This window comes from uncultured Porticoccus sp., from assembly GCF_913061305.1.
Classification (GTDB): Bacteria; Pseudomonadota; Gammaproteobacteria; order Pseudomonadales; family Porticoccaceae; genus Porticoccus.
The window spans coordinates 152,190-167,799 of the sequence record NZ_CAJXST010000006.1; the positions used below are offsets into that span (position 1 = coordinate 152,190).

At 52.2% G+C, this 15,610-nt stretch carries 12 protein-coding genes; 1 reads left to right on the forward strand and 11 read right to left on the reverse strand.

Going from position 1 to position 15,610, the window contains the following annotated elements; translation table 11 throughout:
* Position 1 precedes the first annotated feature (1 nt).
* The 11 genes from QZ516_RS09075 to QZ516_RS09125 all read right to left on the reverse strand — a co-directional run bounded on the left by QZ516_RS09075 (position 2) and on the right by QZ516_RS09125 (position 13,726).
* On the reverse strand, positions 2-1,900 hold the full coding sequence (locus tag QZ516_RS09075; RefSeq protein ID WP_297188654.1) for an XrtA/PEP-CTERM system amidotransferase: 1,899 nt from the start codon (positions 1,898-1,900) through the stop codon (positions 2-4).
* A gap of 3 nt (positions 1,901-1,903) precedes the next feature.
* Positions 1,904-3,088 (reverse strand): TIGR03088 family PEP-CTERM/XrtA system glycosyltransferase, encoded by a 1,185-nt coding sequence (locus QZ516_RS09080; RefSeq protein WP_297188656.1) that lies wholly within the window; start codon positions 3,086-3,088, stop codon positions 1,904-1,906.
* Complete coding sequence (gene xrtA, locus QZ516_RS09085) at positions 3,085-4,704, reverse strand: exosortase A (RefSeq protein ID WP_297188657.1); 1,620 nt, start codon at positions 4,702-4,704, stop codon at positions 3,085-3,087. The genes QZ516_RS09080 and xrtA overlap by 4 nt, the downstream gene beginning before the upstream one ends.
* Complete coding sequence (locus QZ516_RS09090; RefSeq protein ID WP_297188660.1) at positions 4,701-5,933, reverse strand: TIGR03087 family PEP-CTERM/XrtA system glycosyltransferase; 1,233 nt, start codon at positions 5,931-5,933, stop codon at positions 4,701-4,703. The genes xrtA and QZ516_RS09090 overlap by 4 nt, the downstream gene beginning before the upstream one ends.
* A 13-nt stretch (positions 5,934-5,946) precedes the next feature.
* The gene (locus tag QZ516_RS09095) at positions 5,947-6,978 is read right to left on the reverse strand and encodes a FemAB family XrtA/PEP-CTERM system-associated protein (protein ID WP_297188662.1); all 1,032 of its coding nucleotides are present in this window, start codon (positions 6,976-6,978) and stop codon (positions 5,947-5,949) included.
* Positions 6,950-7,861 carry an XrtA system polysaccharide deacetylase gene (locus tag QZ516_RS09100; protein WP_297188664.1) on the reverse strand — a complete coding sequence of 304 codons (912 nt, stop codon included), beginning with the start codon at positions 7,859-7,861 and terminating at the stop codon, positions 6,950-6,952. Before QZ516_RS09100 ends, QZ516_RS09095 begins: the two co-directional genes overlap by 29 nt.
* On the reverse strand, positions 7,861-9,006 hold the full coding sequence (gene wecB, locus QZ516_RS09105) for a UDP-N-acetylglucosamine 2-epimerase (non-hydrolyzing) (RefSeq protein WP_297188666.1): 1,146 nt from the start codon (positions 9,004-9,006) through the stop codon (positions 7,861-7,863). The genes QZ516_RS09100 and wecB overlap by 1 nt, the downstream gene beginning before the upstream one ends.
* A 10-nt stretch (positions 9,007-9,016) precedes the next feature.
* Complete coding sequence (locus QZ516_RS09110) at positions 9,017-10,483, reverse strand: TIGR03016 family PEP-CTERM system-associated outer membrane protein (protein ID WP_297188668.1); 1,467 nt, start codon at positions 10,481-10,483, stop codon at positions 9,017-9,019.
* Positions 10,476-11,426, reverse strand: a complete 951-nt coding sequence (locus QZ516_RS09115; RefSeq protein ID WP_297188670.1) for an XrtA-associated tyrosine autokinase — start codon at positions 11,424-11,426, stop codon at positions 10,476-10,478. Before QZ516_RS09115 ends, QZ516_RS09110 begins: the two co-directional genes overlap by 8 nt.
* 76 nt (positions 11,427-11,502) lie before the next feature.
* Positions 11,503-13,041 (reverse strand): XrtA system polysaccharide chain length determinant, encoded by a 1,539-nt coding sequence (locus QZ516_RS09120; protein WP_297188672.1) that lies wholly within the window; start codon positions 13,039-13,041, stop codon positions 11,503-11,505.
* 43 nt (positions 13,042-13,084) lie between these two features.
* Entirely contained in the window at positions 13,085-13,726 is a 642-nt protein-coding gene (locus QZ516_RS09125; RefSeq protein ID WP_297188674.1) for an XrtA/PEP-CTERM system exopolysaccharide export protein, read from the reverse strand.
* A 476-nt stretch (positions 13,727-14,202) separates the two neighbouring features.
* Between QZ516_RS09125 and QZ516_RS09130 the strand changes: the two genes are divergently transcribed.
* On the forward strand, positions 14,203-15,609 hold the full coding sequence (locus QZ516_RS09130; RefSeq protein ID WP_297188676.1) for a TIGR03013 family XrtA/PEP-CTERM system glycosyltransferase: 1,407 nt from the start codon (positions 14,203-14,205) through the stop codon (positions 15,607-15,609).
* The last annotated feature ends 1 nt before the right edge of the window (position 15,610 follow it).

Genomic DNA, 15,610 nt, shown 5'->3' on the forward strand with positions numbered 1-15,610 from the left:
TCTATAGCTCGAATTGATCGTGTTTGGTGGTGGCTTCAAACATCAGCAACGACCATAAAACAGCGCTGTGGTCACGGCGACCGGAGAGGTGCTGGTCGACCAGCTCTTCCAGATAGGGCTGGTTAAACAGTCCGGTTTTAGCCAGGTTTCCGCCGGTAATTGTACGCCGCAACCTGTCCCGGAGCGGCCCGCGAAACCATTTTGACAGCGGTACGCCGAAACCCATTTTGTCACGGTAAAGCACATCATCGGGCAAGTGCGGCTCAAGGGATTTTTTGAGAATGTATTTGCCTTCCTGCCCTTTCAGTTTGATGCTGGAGGGCAGACCGGAAACCCACTCCATCAGCTTGTGGTCCAGCAGTGGAACCCTGACTTCCAGCGCATGGGCCATACTGGCACGATCCACTTTGGTAAGAATATCCCCCACCAGATAGGTTTTCATGTCGAGGTACTGAATCAGCGACAGTGGGTCATCGGTGGGCGCGCGCGCGGCATGGTGATGAAAGGTATCCACCGCACGATAACCCGCCAGCTGGCTTTTCATTTCCTCACTGAACAGTTTTTCACGTTGATCATCCTTGGCCAGTGAAACCGAGTGAAAATACGCTTCGACAGAATTGCGCGCCAAAGACTGAAAAGTGCTCTTCGCACGAAATACCCTGGGCGCCCAGTCCGCTTTTGGGTAAAGGCGGCCCAATATGCCAAACAGGGGTTTGCGCAGCCCAAGTGGCAGCCGCGATCGCAGCTTTTCCTCGTTCATGTGCCAACGATAGCGGCGATACCCGGCAAAGCCCTCGTCACCGCCATCACCGGACAGGGCCACGGTTACCTGCTGCTTGGCCAGCTGGCAAACCCGGTAGGTGGGAATCGCCGAACTGTCGGCGTAGGGTTCATCGTAGAGGTCGGCGAGAATATCCAGCAGGTCGAAATCGTCACTACTGACGGTGCGCTCGAAGTGATTGGTCTGATAGCGGGTGGCCACCTGCTGGGCAAACTCTGTCTCATTGAATTGCTTGACATCAAAACCGATGGCACAGGTGTTGACCGGTTTATCCTGCAATCCGGCCATCATTGCCACCACGGCACTGGAATCCACACCACCCGACAGAAACGCCCCCAATGGCACCTCGGCTTCCATGCGCACCTCTACCGCTTCCCGCATCCGCACCAGCAGTTCTTCCTGCACCTCAGATTCCGAGCCTGCCTGGACCGGTGTAAAGGGGATATCCCAATATTCGTGAGCCTCCGGCACCGGTTCACCCCGGCGCAGCAGCAGCGTATGCCCGGGTGGAAGCTTGAAGACATCGCGATAAATGGTTTTTGGCTCGGGGATGTAGCCAAAGGCAAAGTAGTCTTCTACCGCCTGCACATTCAGCGAACGGGGTAAGCCGGGGTGGGCTTTGAGCACCTTCAGTTCGGAACCAAACACCAGTTGCCCGTCGGGCAGGATGGAATAGAACAGCGGCTTGATACCAAACCGATCCCGGGCGAGAAACACCGATTCTGCCCGACGATCATAGACAGCAAAGGCAAACATACCGCGAAAGTGGTCCACACAACGCTCCCCCCATTCCTGCCAGGCATAGAGGATAACCTCCGTGTCACAGCGGGTACGGAAGTGGTAGCCCTTTTCCTTGAGCTGCTCGGACAATGTGTGAAAATTGTAAATTTCGCCGTTAAAGACGACGCAGAGATTGCCATCTTCACTGAACATGGGCTGTTGCCCGGAGGACAGATCGATAATCGACAGGCGGCGATGGGCCAGTGCAACACCCGGCTCAAGATGCTGGCCACCCTCATCGGGGCCGCGATGAAACTGAGTCTGGTTCATCGCACCAATCAGGTCACCAGCAAAATCCCGATGGCCCGTTAAATCAAAAATTCCCGCAATACCACACATGCATTAATTGCCCTGAGTTCTGTTGCTATTCAATGGCGCACTATCCACACCCAGCAGGGTGTCGTACACAGCCAGGTAATCCGCCACTGTCTTCTCCCAGTTGAACGTTGTTCTCACCAGAGCCAGCCCCTTTTTACCCATGAACTGCCGGAGGGCGGGATCGTCTACCAGCTCAGCCACAGCGTCGGCCATGGCCACTACATTATTTACCGGTACCAACCTGCCGTTAACGCCCTCTTCTATCAGCTCCACATTGCCCCCCACACTGGTGGCAATGACCGGCAAGCCGGAAGCCATCGCCTCCAACAGGGTATTGGAAATACCCTCTGCGAGGGATGGCAGGATGAAGATATCCATCAGCTGCATTAATGCCGGGACATCATTCCTGTCACCGGAAAACCACACCACATCGGAAAGCCCAAGCTGTTTTACCCGGTCAACCAGTTGCAGTTTGAGCGGGCCGTCACCCACCAGAACCAACCGCAGTGTTCCCCGCAGTATCGGCCTCTTTGTAAACAGATAGCCAACCGCCTCAATAAGCAGCTGCTGGTTTTTTACCTCGGCGAGCCGCCCGACAGTACCGACCACAACGGCGTTCTCTGGCAACAATCCCGGAGGGGCCAGATCACCCAGCTGCGCATCGTCCTGTCGGGGTGAGAACTTTTCTGCATCGACACCATTGTAGATCTGCCGCAACTTTTTCTCTGGAATAGCTACCGTATGCTTCAACCATTGCAGCAGGTCCCGGCTAACCGCGATATAGCGATGCACAAAAGGCTGCATTGCTTTGCGCAACAGATTATATTTTTTATTGGTGCCATCTAGATCGTGAATATCCCGCCCGTGCTCACCGTGCACACGTTTGATACCGGGTATCAACAGCGTGACTAACTGCATTTCCAGACTGGCCAAATTGCGGGTATGAACAACGTCGGGCCGCAGGGCCCGCAGAGTTTTCCATAAATCCCAAAAAACACGGAAATTCTGACCAGCGGGTTTATGCAGCTGGATAACCTGTACACCCGGTAAAGTAATCCGGTTGGCAAAATCATCTGCATTTGTCAGACAAATAATCACATGCCGGTAACGGTCTGGCGGTGTCCGGTTAATGATGTTGATCAGGCCGTTTTCCAGACCGCCGGTGCCCAGAGCATAAATAATATGCGCCACAAGGGGAGTGGTTTTCACGGTTTTTTTGCCCCGGAAAATTCCTGGTCGAGTGATTTTTCCAGTTCCGGCAACATCGGATCAATGAACCTTTGCAGTATGTCTGCGGCGGCGGCAACCTCCGCGGTCTCACCCGGGAAGTCTATCGGTGCCGCCAGGGTGATGATGGCGCCATCCCGCCTGTTTTCCAGCAACCGGGCGCTCAATTCATAAAACTTGGCCACATAGTCATTGGCCGTGTATTGGTCGCCAATGCGATACCACCGCCAAACCAGCAGATTTTGACCGGGTCCTTTCACCACCGCGGATAAAACCCCGGTTTTTTCACCATTGAGGTCCACGGATTCTCCACCCATGGAAAACACTCGCCAGTCGCGAACATCGCGATTAAACAGACGGTTCTGACCACTGATCAGTTCCGCACCCCGCTCCTGTCGCAGATACTGGGAAATGTCGAGCATGACAGCGGGCTGCCCGTCAGCGTCATTCTGATTCTGATACACGTAAAACTGCTTTATATGACTATCGTTGCCCCGGTGCTGGGGATACCAGTCCCAGAACATATCAGTACTCAGGGTAAACTCACCGAGGCGCTCTGGCGCAAATTCGGCGGCAGCCGGCCTGGTCTGCCCCCCCTGATTCAACGCAAAGACCCAAGCGGGCCAGATAACGGCCACCGCCAATGCGGCGAAAACCGCCAGAACAACAGCCGAGCCCGGCAAAAGTGATCGTTCGTTAGAGTTGGCTTCAGGCGTGCTGCCGGAGTGCGAGGGTAGCTGATCGGGATCGCTCCATTTTGCGCCAATCACAAATAAAATCAGCATAACAAGCCCGAAGAAAACCCAGCCATAAATCAGGTGGTCAACACCGACCGCCAGCTCCATGCCGCTGAGATGGCCAATCATGACAATCATGTAGGCGCGCAGCCCGTTGGCAATGATCGGCACAATGGTCGCCACCAGGATAAACGCCAGTCTTTTTTTCATGCTTGAGTAGTTGATATAGGCAAACAGGCATCCCAGGGTCACCGATGCAATCAGATAGCGAATGCCGCTGCAGGCCTCCACGACTGACCAGTTTCCGGAGGGCAGTGCGATAAACATGCCCTCGCGATAAACGGGAATCCCGCTAAGTTTTACCAAAGCAACGGTTACCGTTGCGGTGTATTCCATTAACGGAGGAACCAGCTCCTCCCCCATGGGGACTGCAAAAAATAGAAACGCCAGCGGGAAAATCAGTGCTTTGGAGATATCTGACCCCATAACCGTCAGAAACGCGGCGACAACCATGGTGATCAGCGCGAACTGCTGAACAACCTGAACATCCACCAGATTACCCAGCATCCAGAGAAATCCGGCGGCAGCCAGGGGGATCAGCGCCAAAAATTGGGGAGTGGGCCGCAGGTTCTGCAGAACAGTTCTGCGCCGCCAGATCAGCCAGGCGACAATAGGCAGGATCAGAAAACCGTGGGTATAGGTTTCAGCCCGGTACCAGGTGGACACCATCGTCCATGTGGTTTCGTAAAAAAGACCAAACAATGCTGCCAGCAGACCAATAAAAAAAACGGGGACAAGCAGTTGCTCTCTGGCTGTGGGCGTCAATTGCAGGGCATTGGCCAATGACGGTTCAGACTTCATGGCCCGTACCCCCCACTCACCAAACCTCTGCCATTTTCCAGCCAACTGGTGACGTTGGGCAGATTGTCTTCCCAGCTGAAATCACGGGTGACTTTTTCACGGGCCGTCTTGCCGATTGAGGAAAACTGACCGGCCAATACCTGCTCGACCAATGCTCCCAAGGCCGCTTCATCGTCAGCTACCAATACATGCTGACCATGTTCAGCTGCGATGCCCTCCAATGCCTGCGGGGTGACAATGACCGGCTTGGCCATGGCCATGGCTTCCAGCACCTTGTTCTGTATTCCCCTGGCAACTCTCATCGGCGCGACTGCAGCCGCGGCAAATTTCAGATAGGGGCGGACATCCAACACCCGACCGGTGACACAAACCCCGGAGATTTTCTCCAGAGACTGAACGGTTTCGGTAGGATTGCTGCCGACAATATAAAACTTCAGGCTGCTATCAACTTTTTTGAGACTCGGGAACACTTGCTCGGCAAACCAGCAGACTGCATCCTCGTTGGGCCAGTAATCCATCGCACCGGTGAAGACCAGGACTTTGTCCAGGGGACTGTATGGCGTCACCAGATCGGTGTCCGGCGAGAAGTAATCCACATCCACGCCATTATTGTAAAAGCCGGTTTTACTGGCCACTTCGGGAGCGAGCGTCTGGAACATGGTCGCTTCGGCGGAGGACACAAACAGGCTGGCATCAAACTCAGCCACCACGCGACGCTCATAAGCCAGTAGCCGCTTTGCCTCCCGGCGATAAATCCAGCTCATTGGCCAGCGCTTTCTCGCCGAATACTGTCGCCACTTATCGGAATCAATGTCCACGAAATCAATCAGCTTCCGCTCAATGGGCAGCTCTGTGCCGGAAACATATTGCGCCATGGCGGCGGAGTAAATGACGGCTCGCTGAATACCCTGTTCAGTGGTTACACTGCGAGTCCAGCGGGCCAGCGCGGCACTGAAAAAATAAGGCAGGGTCAACGGTTCACCGGTTATCAGCCCGAACAGACTTTTCAGCCGGGCCCTGCGCTGATTCAGCCTGACGAAGCAACAATCCTCACAATATTTCCGAACCTGCTCCCGATATTGCCAGTCTTCTGCATCATCGATAAAAGCACCAAGGTAAACACGATAATGCTCGCTCAAATATTTGAGCAAGTGAAAGGAGCGAATTTTGTCGCCTTTGTTGGGGGGGAAAGGGATCCGGTGAGACAGAAATAACAATGCTGGCTTCATGCTAGACAAATTCCTAACCCAGGTTTTTTGCCAGTAGTGGCCCAACGGTATTGGCCAGAGGCAATGGCAGTTTTTTCCATACCCTGATGAAGTACTGATACTTTGGGTTGAGGGGGTTTATATCCGGAACGCTGTCCGCCCCGACCAGGTAATATTCATAGTGCAGCGGCTCGGGGGTAAACCCCCAGTGCTGCTTGAAGCGGTAAGGGCCCGTGCCCTCTTTGCTGCGGCCAAAATCAAACACCTGAATACCCTGCTCAGCTGAACGACGCATCAATTCCCAATACATAAAATCGTTGACGCCCTTGATTTCCCTCGCCTCGGCAATACTGCCCCCATAGTAGGGCAGCACTTCATCTCTGAAGTAAAAGCTCACTACGCCCGCTACATCTCGCCCTTCATGGGTAATCATCAGGGTGTCGACGGTATCACCAAACACATCCCGAAGAAGCGAAAAATAGTTTTTGGAGAAAACCGGCGTGCCGAGATTTCTGACACTTTCCGCGTAAATTCGATAAATTCGTTCCCAGTCCTGTCCCGGCTCACTCACCAGACCATTCTTGATTCCCTTGCGAATCATGGTCCGCTGCTTGCTGGGAATCGCCTGCATGTTGACCTCGGGATCCCGATCAATAGAGCGGCGAAAGGTCGCATAAATACTCTTTGTCGGCCAGTTTTCGGCCGAACGGTGCTGGTTCCGCAATTCCAGCGCATCCACATGAAGTGTCTGCGCGAGATCGCAGGCAGCCGTTCTCAGTGCTGCGGCAATTTCATCGGTGTCGGCGACGATACCGCCATAGACGCAAAATGGTGTGGATACCAGATTGTTGCCAAACAGCAGGCTTTTATTGTGTGCCAGCGGCAATATGCCGACTATTTCTCCCTCGCGCTCGGCATAGAGAAAATAGGGCTGGTGGCCGAAGGCTCGCTGCAGAACCGTTTTCCAGCCGGCCCTGTGAAAGAATGTTGCCGCTGGCGTTTTTAAAACATATTCGTCCCATTGGGATAAATCTGCGTCAGACAGCTGATGAATCGCAAGCGCCATGCAAACCCCACTGATCATTGCTGGTTTGTTTTTGTTGGAAGCCTTCCAGAAACACCTCATCAACTCGCCCCCACAGGAAGTCATCGGCAAGCTGCTCCAGTCGATGATGAACTTTATGCAAATTCAAATAGTGCCGGAATCTGGCTTTACTGCTGGCGTTTGGCACGCGCGGCTGCTCAGGGTCAATTTCCCAGGGGTGGAAGTAGAAAATACAGGGTTGGTGCTCTTTCCGGTTAACACGACTGATCGCCCACCGGGTGAAACTGTAGGGAAATAAACGAAACCAGCCGCCGCCACCACAGTTGATGTTGCGCCCTGCGACAGGAATAGTGGTAACAGGAATCTCCAACAACCTGTTATTGGCTGCCGGAAAAGCAAACCGGGGGGCGCCCGGTATGCCGTAATGATCATGCCTGATAGGCACAATGCTAGAGCTGTACAGGTAGCCTGCGTCGGCGAGACAATCCAGTGCCCAGAGGTTTTCCTTGCAGATGGAATAGCTGGCGGCACGGTAGCCGACCACGGGCTGGCCCGAGATATCTTCAAGCAGCTGACGTGTTCGAGTAATGTCCTGGGTAAAGGTTTGCTGATTTTGGTGGGTCACCCGAATATGTTCCCAGCCGTGGCTGGCAAGTTCGTGCCCCTGGTCGACAATCTCCCTGACCATAGCGGGGTAACGCTCGGCCACACAACCCAGAGTGAAGAAAGTTGCCTTGATGCTCTTTCGCTCAAACAGGGCCAGGATTCGCTCCATATTGGCCTCTATGCGGCAGGGCATCTCATCCCATTGTTGTTTATTGATACAACCCTCGAAGGCAGAGACGTGATAATAGTCCTCCACATCGACCGACATGGCATTGCGGATAGGGCTTGTGTGATTCACTACCGGCTCCCGTTGGACCAGAGAGCAATTGATTCCACGATTCGCTCTGCCGCCTGACCATCCCAAAGCTCGGGGATACAGCCTGATTTTCCACCGGTACTGAGAATATCTGCGACACAGGCATGGATTGCCTGAGGATCGGTACCGACAATGGTATTGGTCCCCTGCTCCACTGTAATGGGCCTCTCGGTATTTTCACGAAGGGTGACACAGGGAACCCCCAGCGCTGTCGTTTCCTCCTGAATTCCTCCAGAATCGGTGAGCACCAGGCAGGCGTCTTTCATCATACCCAGCATCTCAAGGTAGCCTAACGGACCGGTCATGTGTAGTGCCGAGGAGGCAATCATTGGCTCCAGCCCGGCATCGATGATGCGCTGTCGAGTCCGGGGGTGGACGGGAAAGACCAGCGGGATATCCCGGCTGATGTCTGCCAACACACTGAGCAGGCTCTGCAGCACCTCGGGGTGATCAACATTGGCCGGACGGTGCAATGTCACCAGGCCATAACCGTTGGAGATATCTACCCTTGCGCCATTTTTTTTCAGCCCGGAAGTGGTCGCCATTGCCGGTATCGCTTGTGCCAGGTTATAACGCAGCGTGTCAATCATCACATTTCCGGCAAAATGGATGCGATTCGGGTCAACACCCTCGCGCAGCAGGTTGTCAGCGGCCGATTTTTCCGTGGTAAACAGCAACTCCGAAATCTGGTCCGTCAATACCCGGTTGATTTCCTCGGGCATGGTGCGATCCCCACTGCGCAGCCCTGCTTCCACATGAATCACCGGAATACCCTTTTTCACGGCTACCAGCGCACAGGCGATAGTGGAATTCACATCGCCCACCACCAATACTGCATGGGGCCGTTCATCATCGAGGACCGGCTCAAAACGTTTCATGATGTCTGCCGTTTGTGTGGCATGGGTGCCGGACCCCACCTCGAGATCAATATCGGGCTGGGGGATATGCAACTGCTCGAAGAAGGTTGTCTTCATGGTGGCATCGTAGTGTTGCCCGGTATGAACCAGCTTGCCAGAAAGACCCGATTGCGGCTGATTTAGCGCTCGCATAATCGGTGCTATTTTCATGAAGTTTGGTCTTGCACCTACAACACAGAGAATCTGTGGAGGCTGTGACTTCCTGACCATATGAAATATCCTAAAAATCTATTGTCAGGCCAAGGTTTAACCGGTTTTCTTTATAGTCGCGCCCAAAACCCTCTGCATCCCTGTCAGAAAAACTGTAGCCAAGCGTTACAGTGGTCTTGGGGCCCAGCTGACGATCAAGACTCAGATAAAATCTGGTGATCTCCGACTCTGAACTGGTCTGGTTTTCTCTCTCATCCAGACTCAATCTTGAGGTAACACTGATTTTTGAAGACAGTTTTCGATTAAACCGAATACCCGTGGAAGTAAATTTTGCGTCACTGTCGATGTCCTCTCGGAGCTGTTTTGACTCCCGAACAAAGAAGGTCAGATCACTGCGCTTGCCTTTCAGGGTTAACGAAGCATCAAACAACTCATTAACAAAAATTCCCTGATCCCGGAAAGTGAGGTTATCTGTCAGAAAGAGTGGTTCACCGGTAATTGGATCAATCAGGTCTCCAAAGGGGTCTTCTCCCGGGAACAGGCTGGCAGCACGCCTTTCCGATCGGGTATCGGTGATACTGCGACTGTAGTTGACGGTAAGAGACGTCCGACGAGTGGTGTGGGTAAACTTGAAGCGGGGCGTGGTACCAAAAAAATGTTTTCCATAACCGAAGTCAAATGTTGTTCGTCTGTTGGGGGTCCAGACCAGGCCCACATCCCAGAAGTCACCATCAGTATTGTCATCATCGAAAGTCTGAAAGTTATTCCACTCCTGACCCAAAGTACCGTTTACCTGCCACTTTCGATCAAGGGCATAGCCCAGCCTGACACTGGCTGTAGAGCGCTCATTATCCCCGTCCTGACTCATGAAGCCATCGCCATCAAATTCCGTTTTCTGGTGGTCGGCACGCAGGGTCCAACTCAGGGGGCCAAAATCCGGACCGCTATTAAGCGTCACCGCGGACATTCTTCGGACACTGTCTGAAAGCTCATCGCCCTTGTTGATCTGATCATCATAGGTATAACGCACCTGAAGATCGGCAAACCGCGCAAAGCGATGTACGAGATAGGGGCTTACGCTGTAATCGTAGGTGGTTGTAACGTTATCGGATCGGTTGAGCTGAGTGCTGCCAGAAGCGGCGAAAGGGTCGATAAGCGTCTGATTGGAATAGATATCGCCTTCAATAAAAAAGAAATCCTCGAGCAACTCAACAGCAGCATCGCCACGTACTCTCGGATTAAATGAGTCTGCACCACCACCCACGTTGTTAAACTCAAAAGCACCAACCAAGGACATTTCAGCGCGTCTTCCCTTACCTTCAAGTTCGATGGTGGGTCGCACCACGCTGATAAACTTGCTCTCCTTATTATCATCGTCCAGCTCGACATTGTCCGTGTAGATTTCACCAAAAGTAATGCTCGCCTTGCTTTTCCATTCGCCGGCATCCACCGAATACGGCATTGCCAATATCATGGCCATGGCAATAGAGGCCGGGCGGCTGATTTTACAAAGGGAAACCCACACACTTTTATTCATTCTGGCCGCCACCTATCCTTGTTCGACCTGCCCCATAACTGTGCCCATAACCATAACCATAGCCGTGGGTATAATTGTCCCAGGGATATCTGATGGCTTTGTTAAGCAGCATCCCGATAATTTTATCGTCACTGATCCGGCTAACCGCTTGCTTCACAACGTCCGGTGAGACTTTTTCAGCTTCAACCACAAATACGATTTGCCCCATACAGTCGGCCAGTACAGCTGCTTCACTCGTCTGAAGGAACGGCGGGGAATCAAAAATAATAACCCGATCCGGATAACGCGCTGACAGTTCGGCCATCAGTTGCTTCATCCGTTCACTGGCAAGCAGCTCTGTAGATCGCTCATGGGCAATCCCCACCGGAATAATGCGTACGTTGGGCAGGTTGGTGTTTAGCAATACGTCTTCGATACCGATATCTTCATCTTCCAGAACATCAATAAGCCCTGGCGTATCATCGGGAATCCCTAACAAGCTTCCTGCAGAGGCCTTTGCCATGTCTGCGTCGACGAACAAAACTGTCTTATCTTTCTCTATGGAGATACTCAGCATCAGATTAATGGCTGAAAATGTTTTTCCTTCTCCCTCAAAAGAACTGGTCACCATAATCAGGTTGGCGTGGTCCGTACCCTGGGCCATATTGGTGTCTATATTTTGCAATAACGGCCGCTTGATCGCCCGATACTCTTCTGCAATATAACTCCTCGGTTTGTACGGAGAGACAAAACCCTTTGCTTCCAACTCCTTGATAGGCAGGACAATACTTTTATTTGCAGACTGTGTTGCTGAGGGCTCAACAGCTGTATCAGCCCCCCCCCAACTGTCCGGCGCTGACGCGAGGTCAACCCCCACTTCAGGTGAGCTTGATGTGGGAGCTGCCGAATCGTTTTTCTGACTCTTCTTCCCCAGCTTTTCAACTGCTTTTTCAATTGTGCTCATAGGGTTTCCGGATGATGACTAAATAATTTGCATCGCTCACCGAGTGAGCGCTTGCATGGAACAGATATCGCCAACCTCATCTCAATGCCAGCTCTTCAAGAAAAGTGACCCCGGCGTAGACGGCAACCAGTGACAGCAGTAATACAACAAACAGTATTTTGTTCATCTTCGCCATTCGCTGCTGTGCGGGCGTAGGAATGTGCATCACGCAGCCCAACACGGGCAGCCCGGTAACCATTGTCAACCTGCGCCGGTCAGATATGACAGGCCTGAGTAATGACAGAAGTAACGCCAACCCCGCACCTACGCCCAGGGAAGCCACTAAAACACCGGTATTAAGTAGTATTTTATTGGGCTTGTTAGGTCTTGAGGGCACAAATGGTGGATCAATTACCTTAAACACCAGATCATTTGCCTGCTGCTCGACATCCTCAGATATCCGGGCGGATTCCCTGCGCTCCAGAAGGCCGGTGTGCTGCTGGGAGAGCACCTGATAGTCGCGGGTCAGCTGAACCAGCTCGGCCTCAACCAAAGGTATTTGGCCCACCATGCTGTTGAGCTTATCAACACGGCGCTGGTACTCAGCCACACGAACGTTCAGCTCCGCAACTTTGGCTTCCGCCTCCGCCAGCATTGAACGCATTTGCTGGTAAACAGGGCTGGCGTTCATGCCTGACAAATCAGATATCTCTCCGGTTGCCAACTTCGCCAGCTCAGACTCGCGCTCCTGCTCAAGGCTTTCAAGAAGATTATTGATCTGTACCACTTCGGGGTGGCGATCAGTATATTTGGATAGCAGTTCATCCAGCCTGGCTTTCAGTGAGCTGATGCGGCCATCAATGGATGAGCCCTGCTCACTGGCACCGCTGGCCAGAAATACCGGTTGCTCCCCGGCTAATTGACGTTTTAACTCATCGCGCCGGTTTTGCATCTCACTGCGCTGCAAACGCGCCTCACTCAATTGTTGCTGGCTCGCCACCAGACGCTGATAATAGCCGCCACCCTCACCCGGCAGATTACCCGCATGCCTTTGCTTGAAATCAGCCAGCGCAGATTCGGCCTCTACCAGACGTTTTTCATACTCGGCTATTTGCTTATCCAGGAAGGTTTGAGCTGAATCAGAGTCACCCTGCTTTCCATTGACGGAACTCTCTATGAACACAGTGATTAGCGCCTGCACCACTTTTCGGGCGAGCTCGCGATCCTCATGATAGAAAGACACCGAATAGAGAGAGGAATTGCGCCGGTCGCCAGATAACGATACCGCTCTACGAATATTGGTAAAAAGCTTTTCCTTCTCTCTCTCTGTCTGGGCACGGAGGTCCATATCCGTCATTCTTAGCAACTTTTCCAAATTTGGTCGACTGAGTAATGTTTTACTCATCAACTCTACTCGTTGATCAATATTCGGCTGTATAACCAGCCCTCTCAACAGTGGGCGCAAGATGGAGTTGGTATCGACATGAATCCTTGCCGTAGCCATATACTGATCGGGCACCTGTGATACCGAAAGCCACCCAACGACCCCAACCAGCCAGGCAATAACCAATGCCGCCCATCTGAAACGCCAAAGGCCTGACAGATAGCTGAATAGCATCGCCAACATTTCTTGCATAGCCGATTTTCCTTAAGTTTTCAGGTTACGTCGTGGCAACGACTTAGAACCAAGCCTCAGGGATAATCACTATATCTCCGGGAAAGAGGGCGAGATTTGTCGATATATCCCCATCGTTGAGCAAATCATCCAAACGAAGCTTGTAGGTGCTTTGATCACCGCCAAAGTTTCTGATCAACACGGCCTTGTTGCCAGCGGCAAATTCCGTCAGGCCACCAACTTCCACCATCAAATCGAGCAATGTCATATGCTTTCTGAAGGGAATACTTGTCGGCTCTGCCGCTTCACCAACCACCCTGACCTGCTGTGATGGAACGCCGACAAAGTCGTCCACGATGACACTGACAACAGCACTCTTAACATATTCAGAGTATGCTTCCTCAATGTCCCGGGCGAGCTCCGAGGGTGTCTTGCCGCTTGCTTCAATATTTTCAACCAACCGGGTGCTGATTTTCCCATCGGGACGCACTTTGACACCGTTGATTGTCAGCTCTTCGTTACCCCAGACGAAAACCTCCATACTGTCCCCGGGACCAATCACATAGGTATAGTCGGCCGGCATTGCTCGCAGGTCATCGGGCACCTCGGTGTGGGTTGATGACGAGCAACCGGAAAGAGCCACTAGAGCCAGGCTGAGACCAATCACAGATGAAGTTCTTGATACGTAAGAAATAAGACCAGACACGATTCAGCTCCTCCCTTGAGTGCTTCAAATATAAATCCCGGCTGAGTGTAGCATGCACATAAAACCGATGACTAGCAGCGGCCTTCAGGCCACACGCCTCAGCCCGTGGTGGGATTTAAGCAGAAGTTCTGTTTTATGGACGAATCATTTAGACGAACGGCTGGTTGTGCGGTTTGACCTGCAAAATATACTCTGCCATAGCCCCAATTAACTGGTACCATTCTCCGGCAAAGGGCTGGGTCCTGCTCCGCAATAAAAACTTAAAGCTAACTATTTGTATTATAAGGGCTTACCAACTAATGTTAGCCATATACTGCAAGTTTTCAGCACAAAATTTCCTGCCTTTGGCGGGTGGCAGCCCCTAGCACTCCCGGCTGCAGATATTGATACAGGCCCGCCCAACAGGTATCCACCAAAAACAACTGGCTGTTCAATCAGCAGCCAAACTACCTTATGGAAGGGGTTTATTACCGGCAATGAAAAAGACGAATTTTCGCGACTTGTCCTCAGGTTATAAGGTGCTCGTAATTATCGAGCTCTCGGTATATTTCGGCTCAGTATTTCTTGCTATCTTTGCCAACAAATTCTTTGGCTGGTCCCAACAAAGCGACCTCGAAACAAATATAGTCGCCGCCTACTCCCTGGTTTTTGCTCTTTTCATTTTGCTCACATCCCTTTCCCTGGGGCTGTACAACCCCAGAATGCGAGAAAATTATCGCAACGTATTTCGCCGGCTGGTACTCGCCGTCGCACTCGGCTCTGCCGAGTTTGCGATTCTTTTTATGCTTATCGACACCAAACCCTTCACCGCGGAGGTGGTGCTCACTGCAGCGGGCATAGGGCTCATTTTAACCAGTCTTATCAGGCACACCCTCAACCGTTTCGACTTACTTGGCTTTAACAAAATTAACGTACTGATACTTGGCTCCGGAGAACGTGCATCAATCGTCGAGAGACGGATGCGGCGTGCTGTTGACCGCCACGGCTTTACCCTCACGGGATTTGTGGTGATGGAGGGCGACTTGCCCGATGGCATTCAACGCGAGCGACGAATCAATCTCGAAAAAGGTGCACTCCTGTCATTTGTCATAGAGCACAATATTGATGAAATTGTTGTTGCCAGCGATGAAAGAAGAGCCAATTTGCCCGTTGAAGAGCTGTTTGCCTGCAAAATTCGCGGTGTTAATGTTATTGATATTCTGGATTTTATCGAACGGGAAACGGGACAGATTGCAGTCAACCTTATCTATCCCAGCTGGATCATTTACTCCAATGGTTTCGCCTCCATCCATTACCTGAGAAATTCGGTAGATTGGCTCTTCAATGCATCAATCGCCGTTCTACTCTTACTGGTCACCTGGCCGATCATGCTCATCACTGCCCTGGTGATTAAAATTGAAGATGGCATCAAGGCACCCATTTTTTATCGCCAGGAGAGAGTAGGACTCGACGGCAAGGTCTTCAAAATCATCAAATTTCGAAGTATGCGCACGGATGCCGAGAGCAACGGGGCAGTCTGGGCCAAGGTCAATGACACCAGAATAACCCGCATAGGCAACTTTATTCGAAAATGCCGAATTGATGAATTACCACAAATCTACAATGTGCTGTGCGGAGAAATGGGCTTTGTCGGCCCCCGGCCGGAAAGGCCAGAGTTTGTTCAGGGGCTGATTCGCAGCATCCCCTACTACAACGAAAGGCACAATGTTAAACCGGGATTAACTGGCTGGGCTCAGCTCAAGTACCCATACGGGGCAACAGACGAGGACGCCATGGAAAAGCTGAAGTACGACCTCTACTACGTCAAGCACCGCAGCTTCCTGCTCGACCTCAATATTCTCATCAGAACCGTAGAAGTTGTCCTTTTTGGCAAGGGCCGGTAAG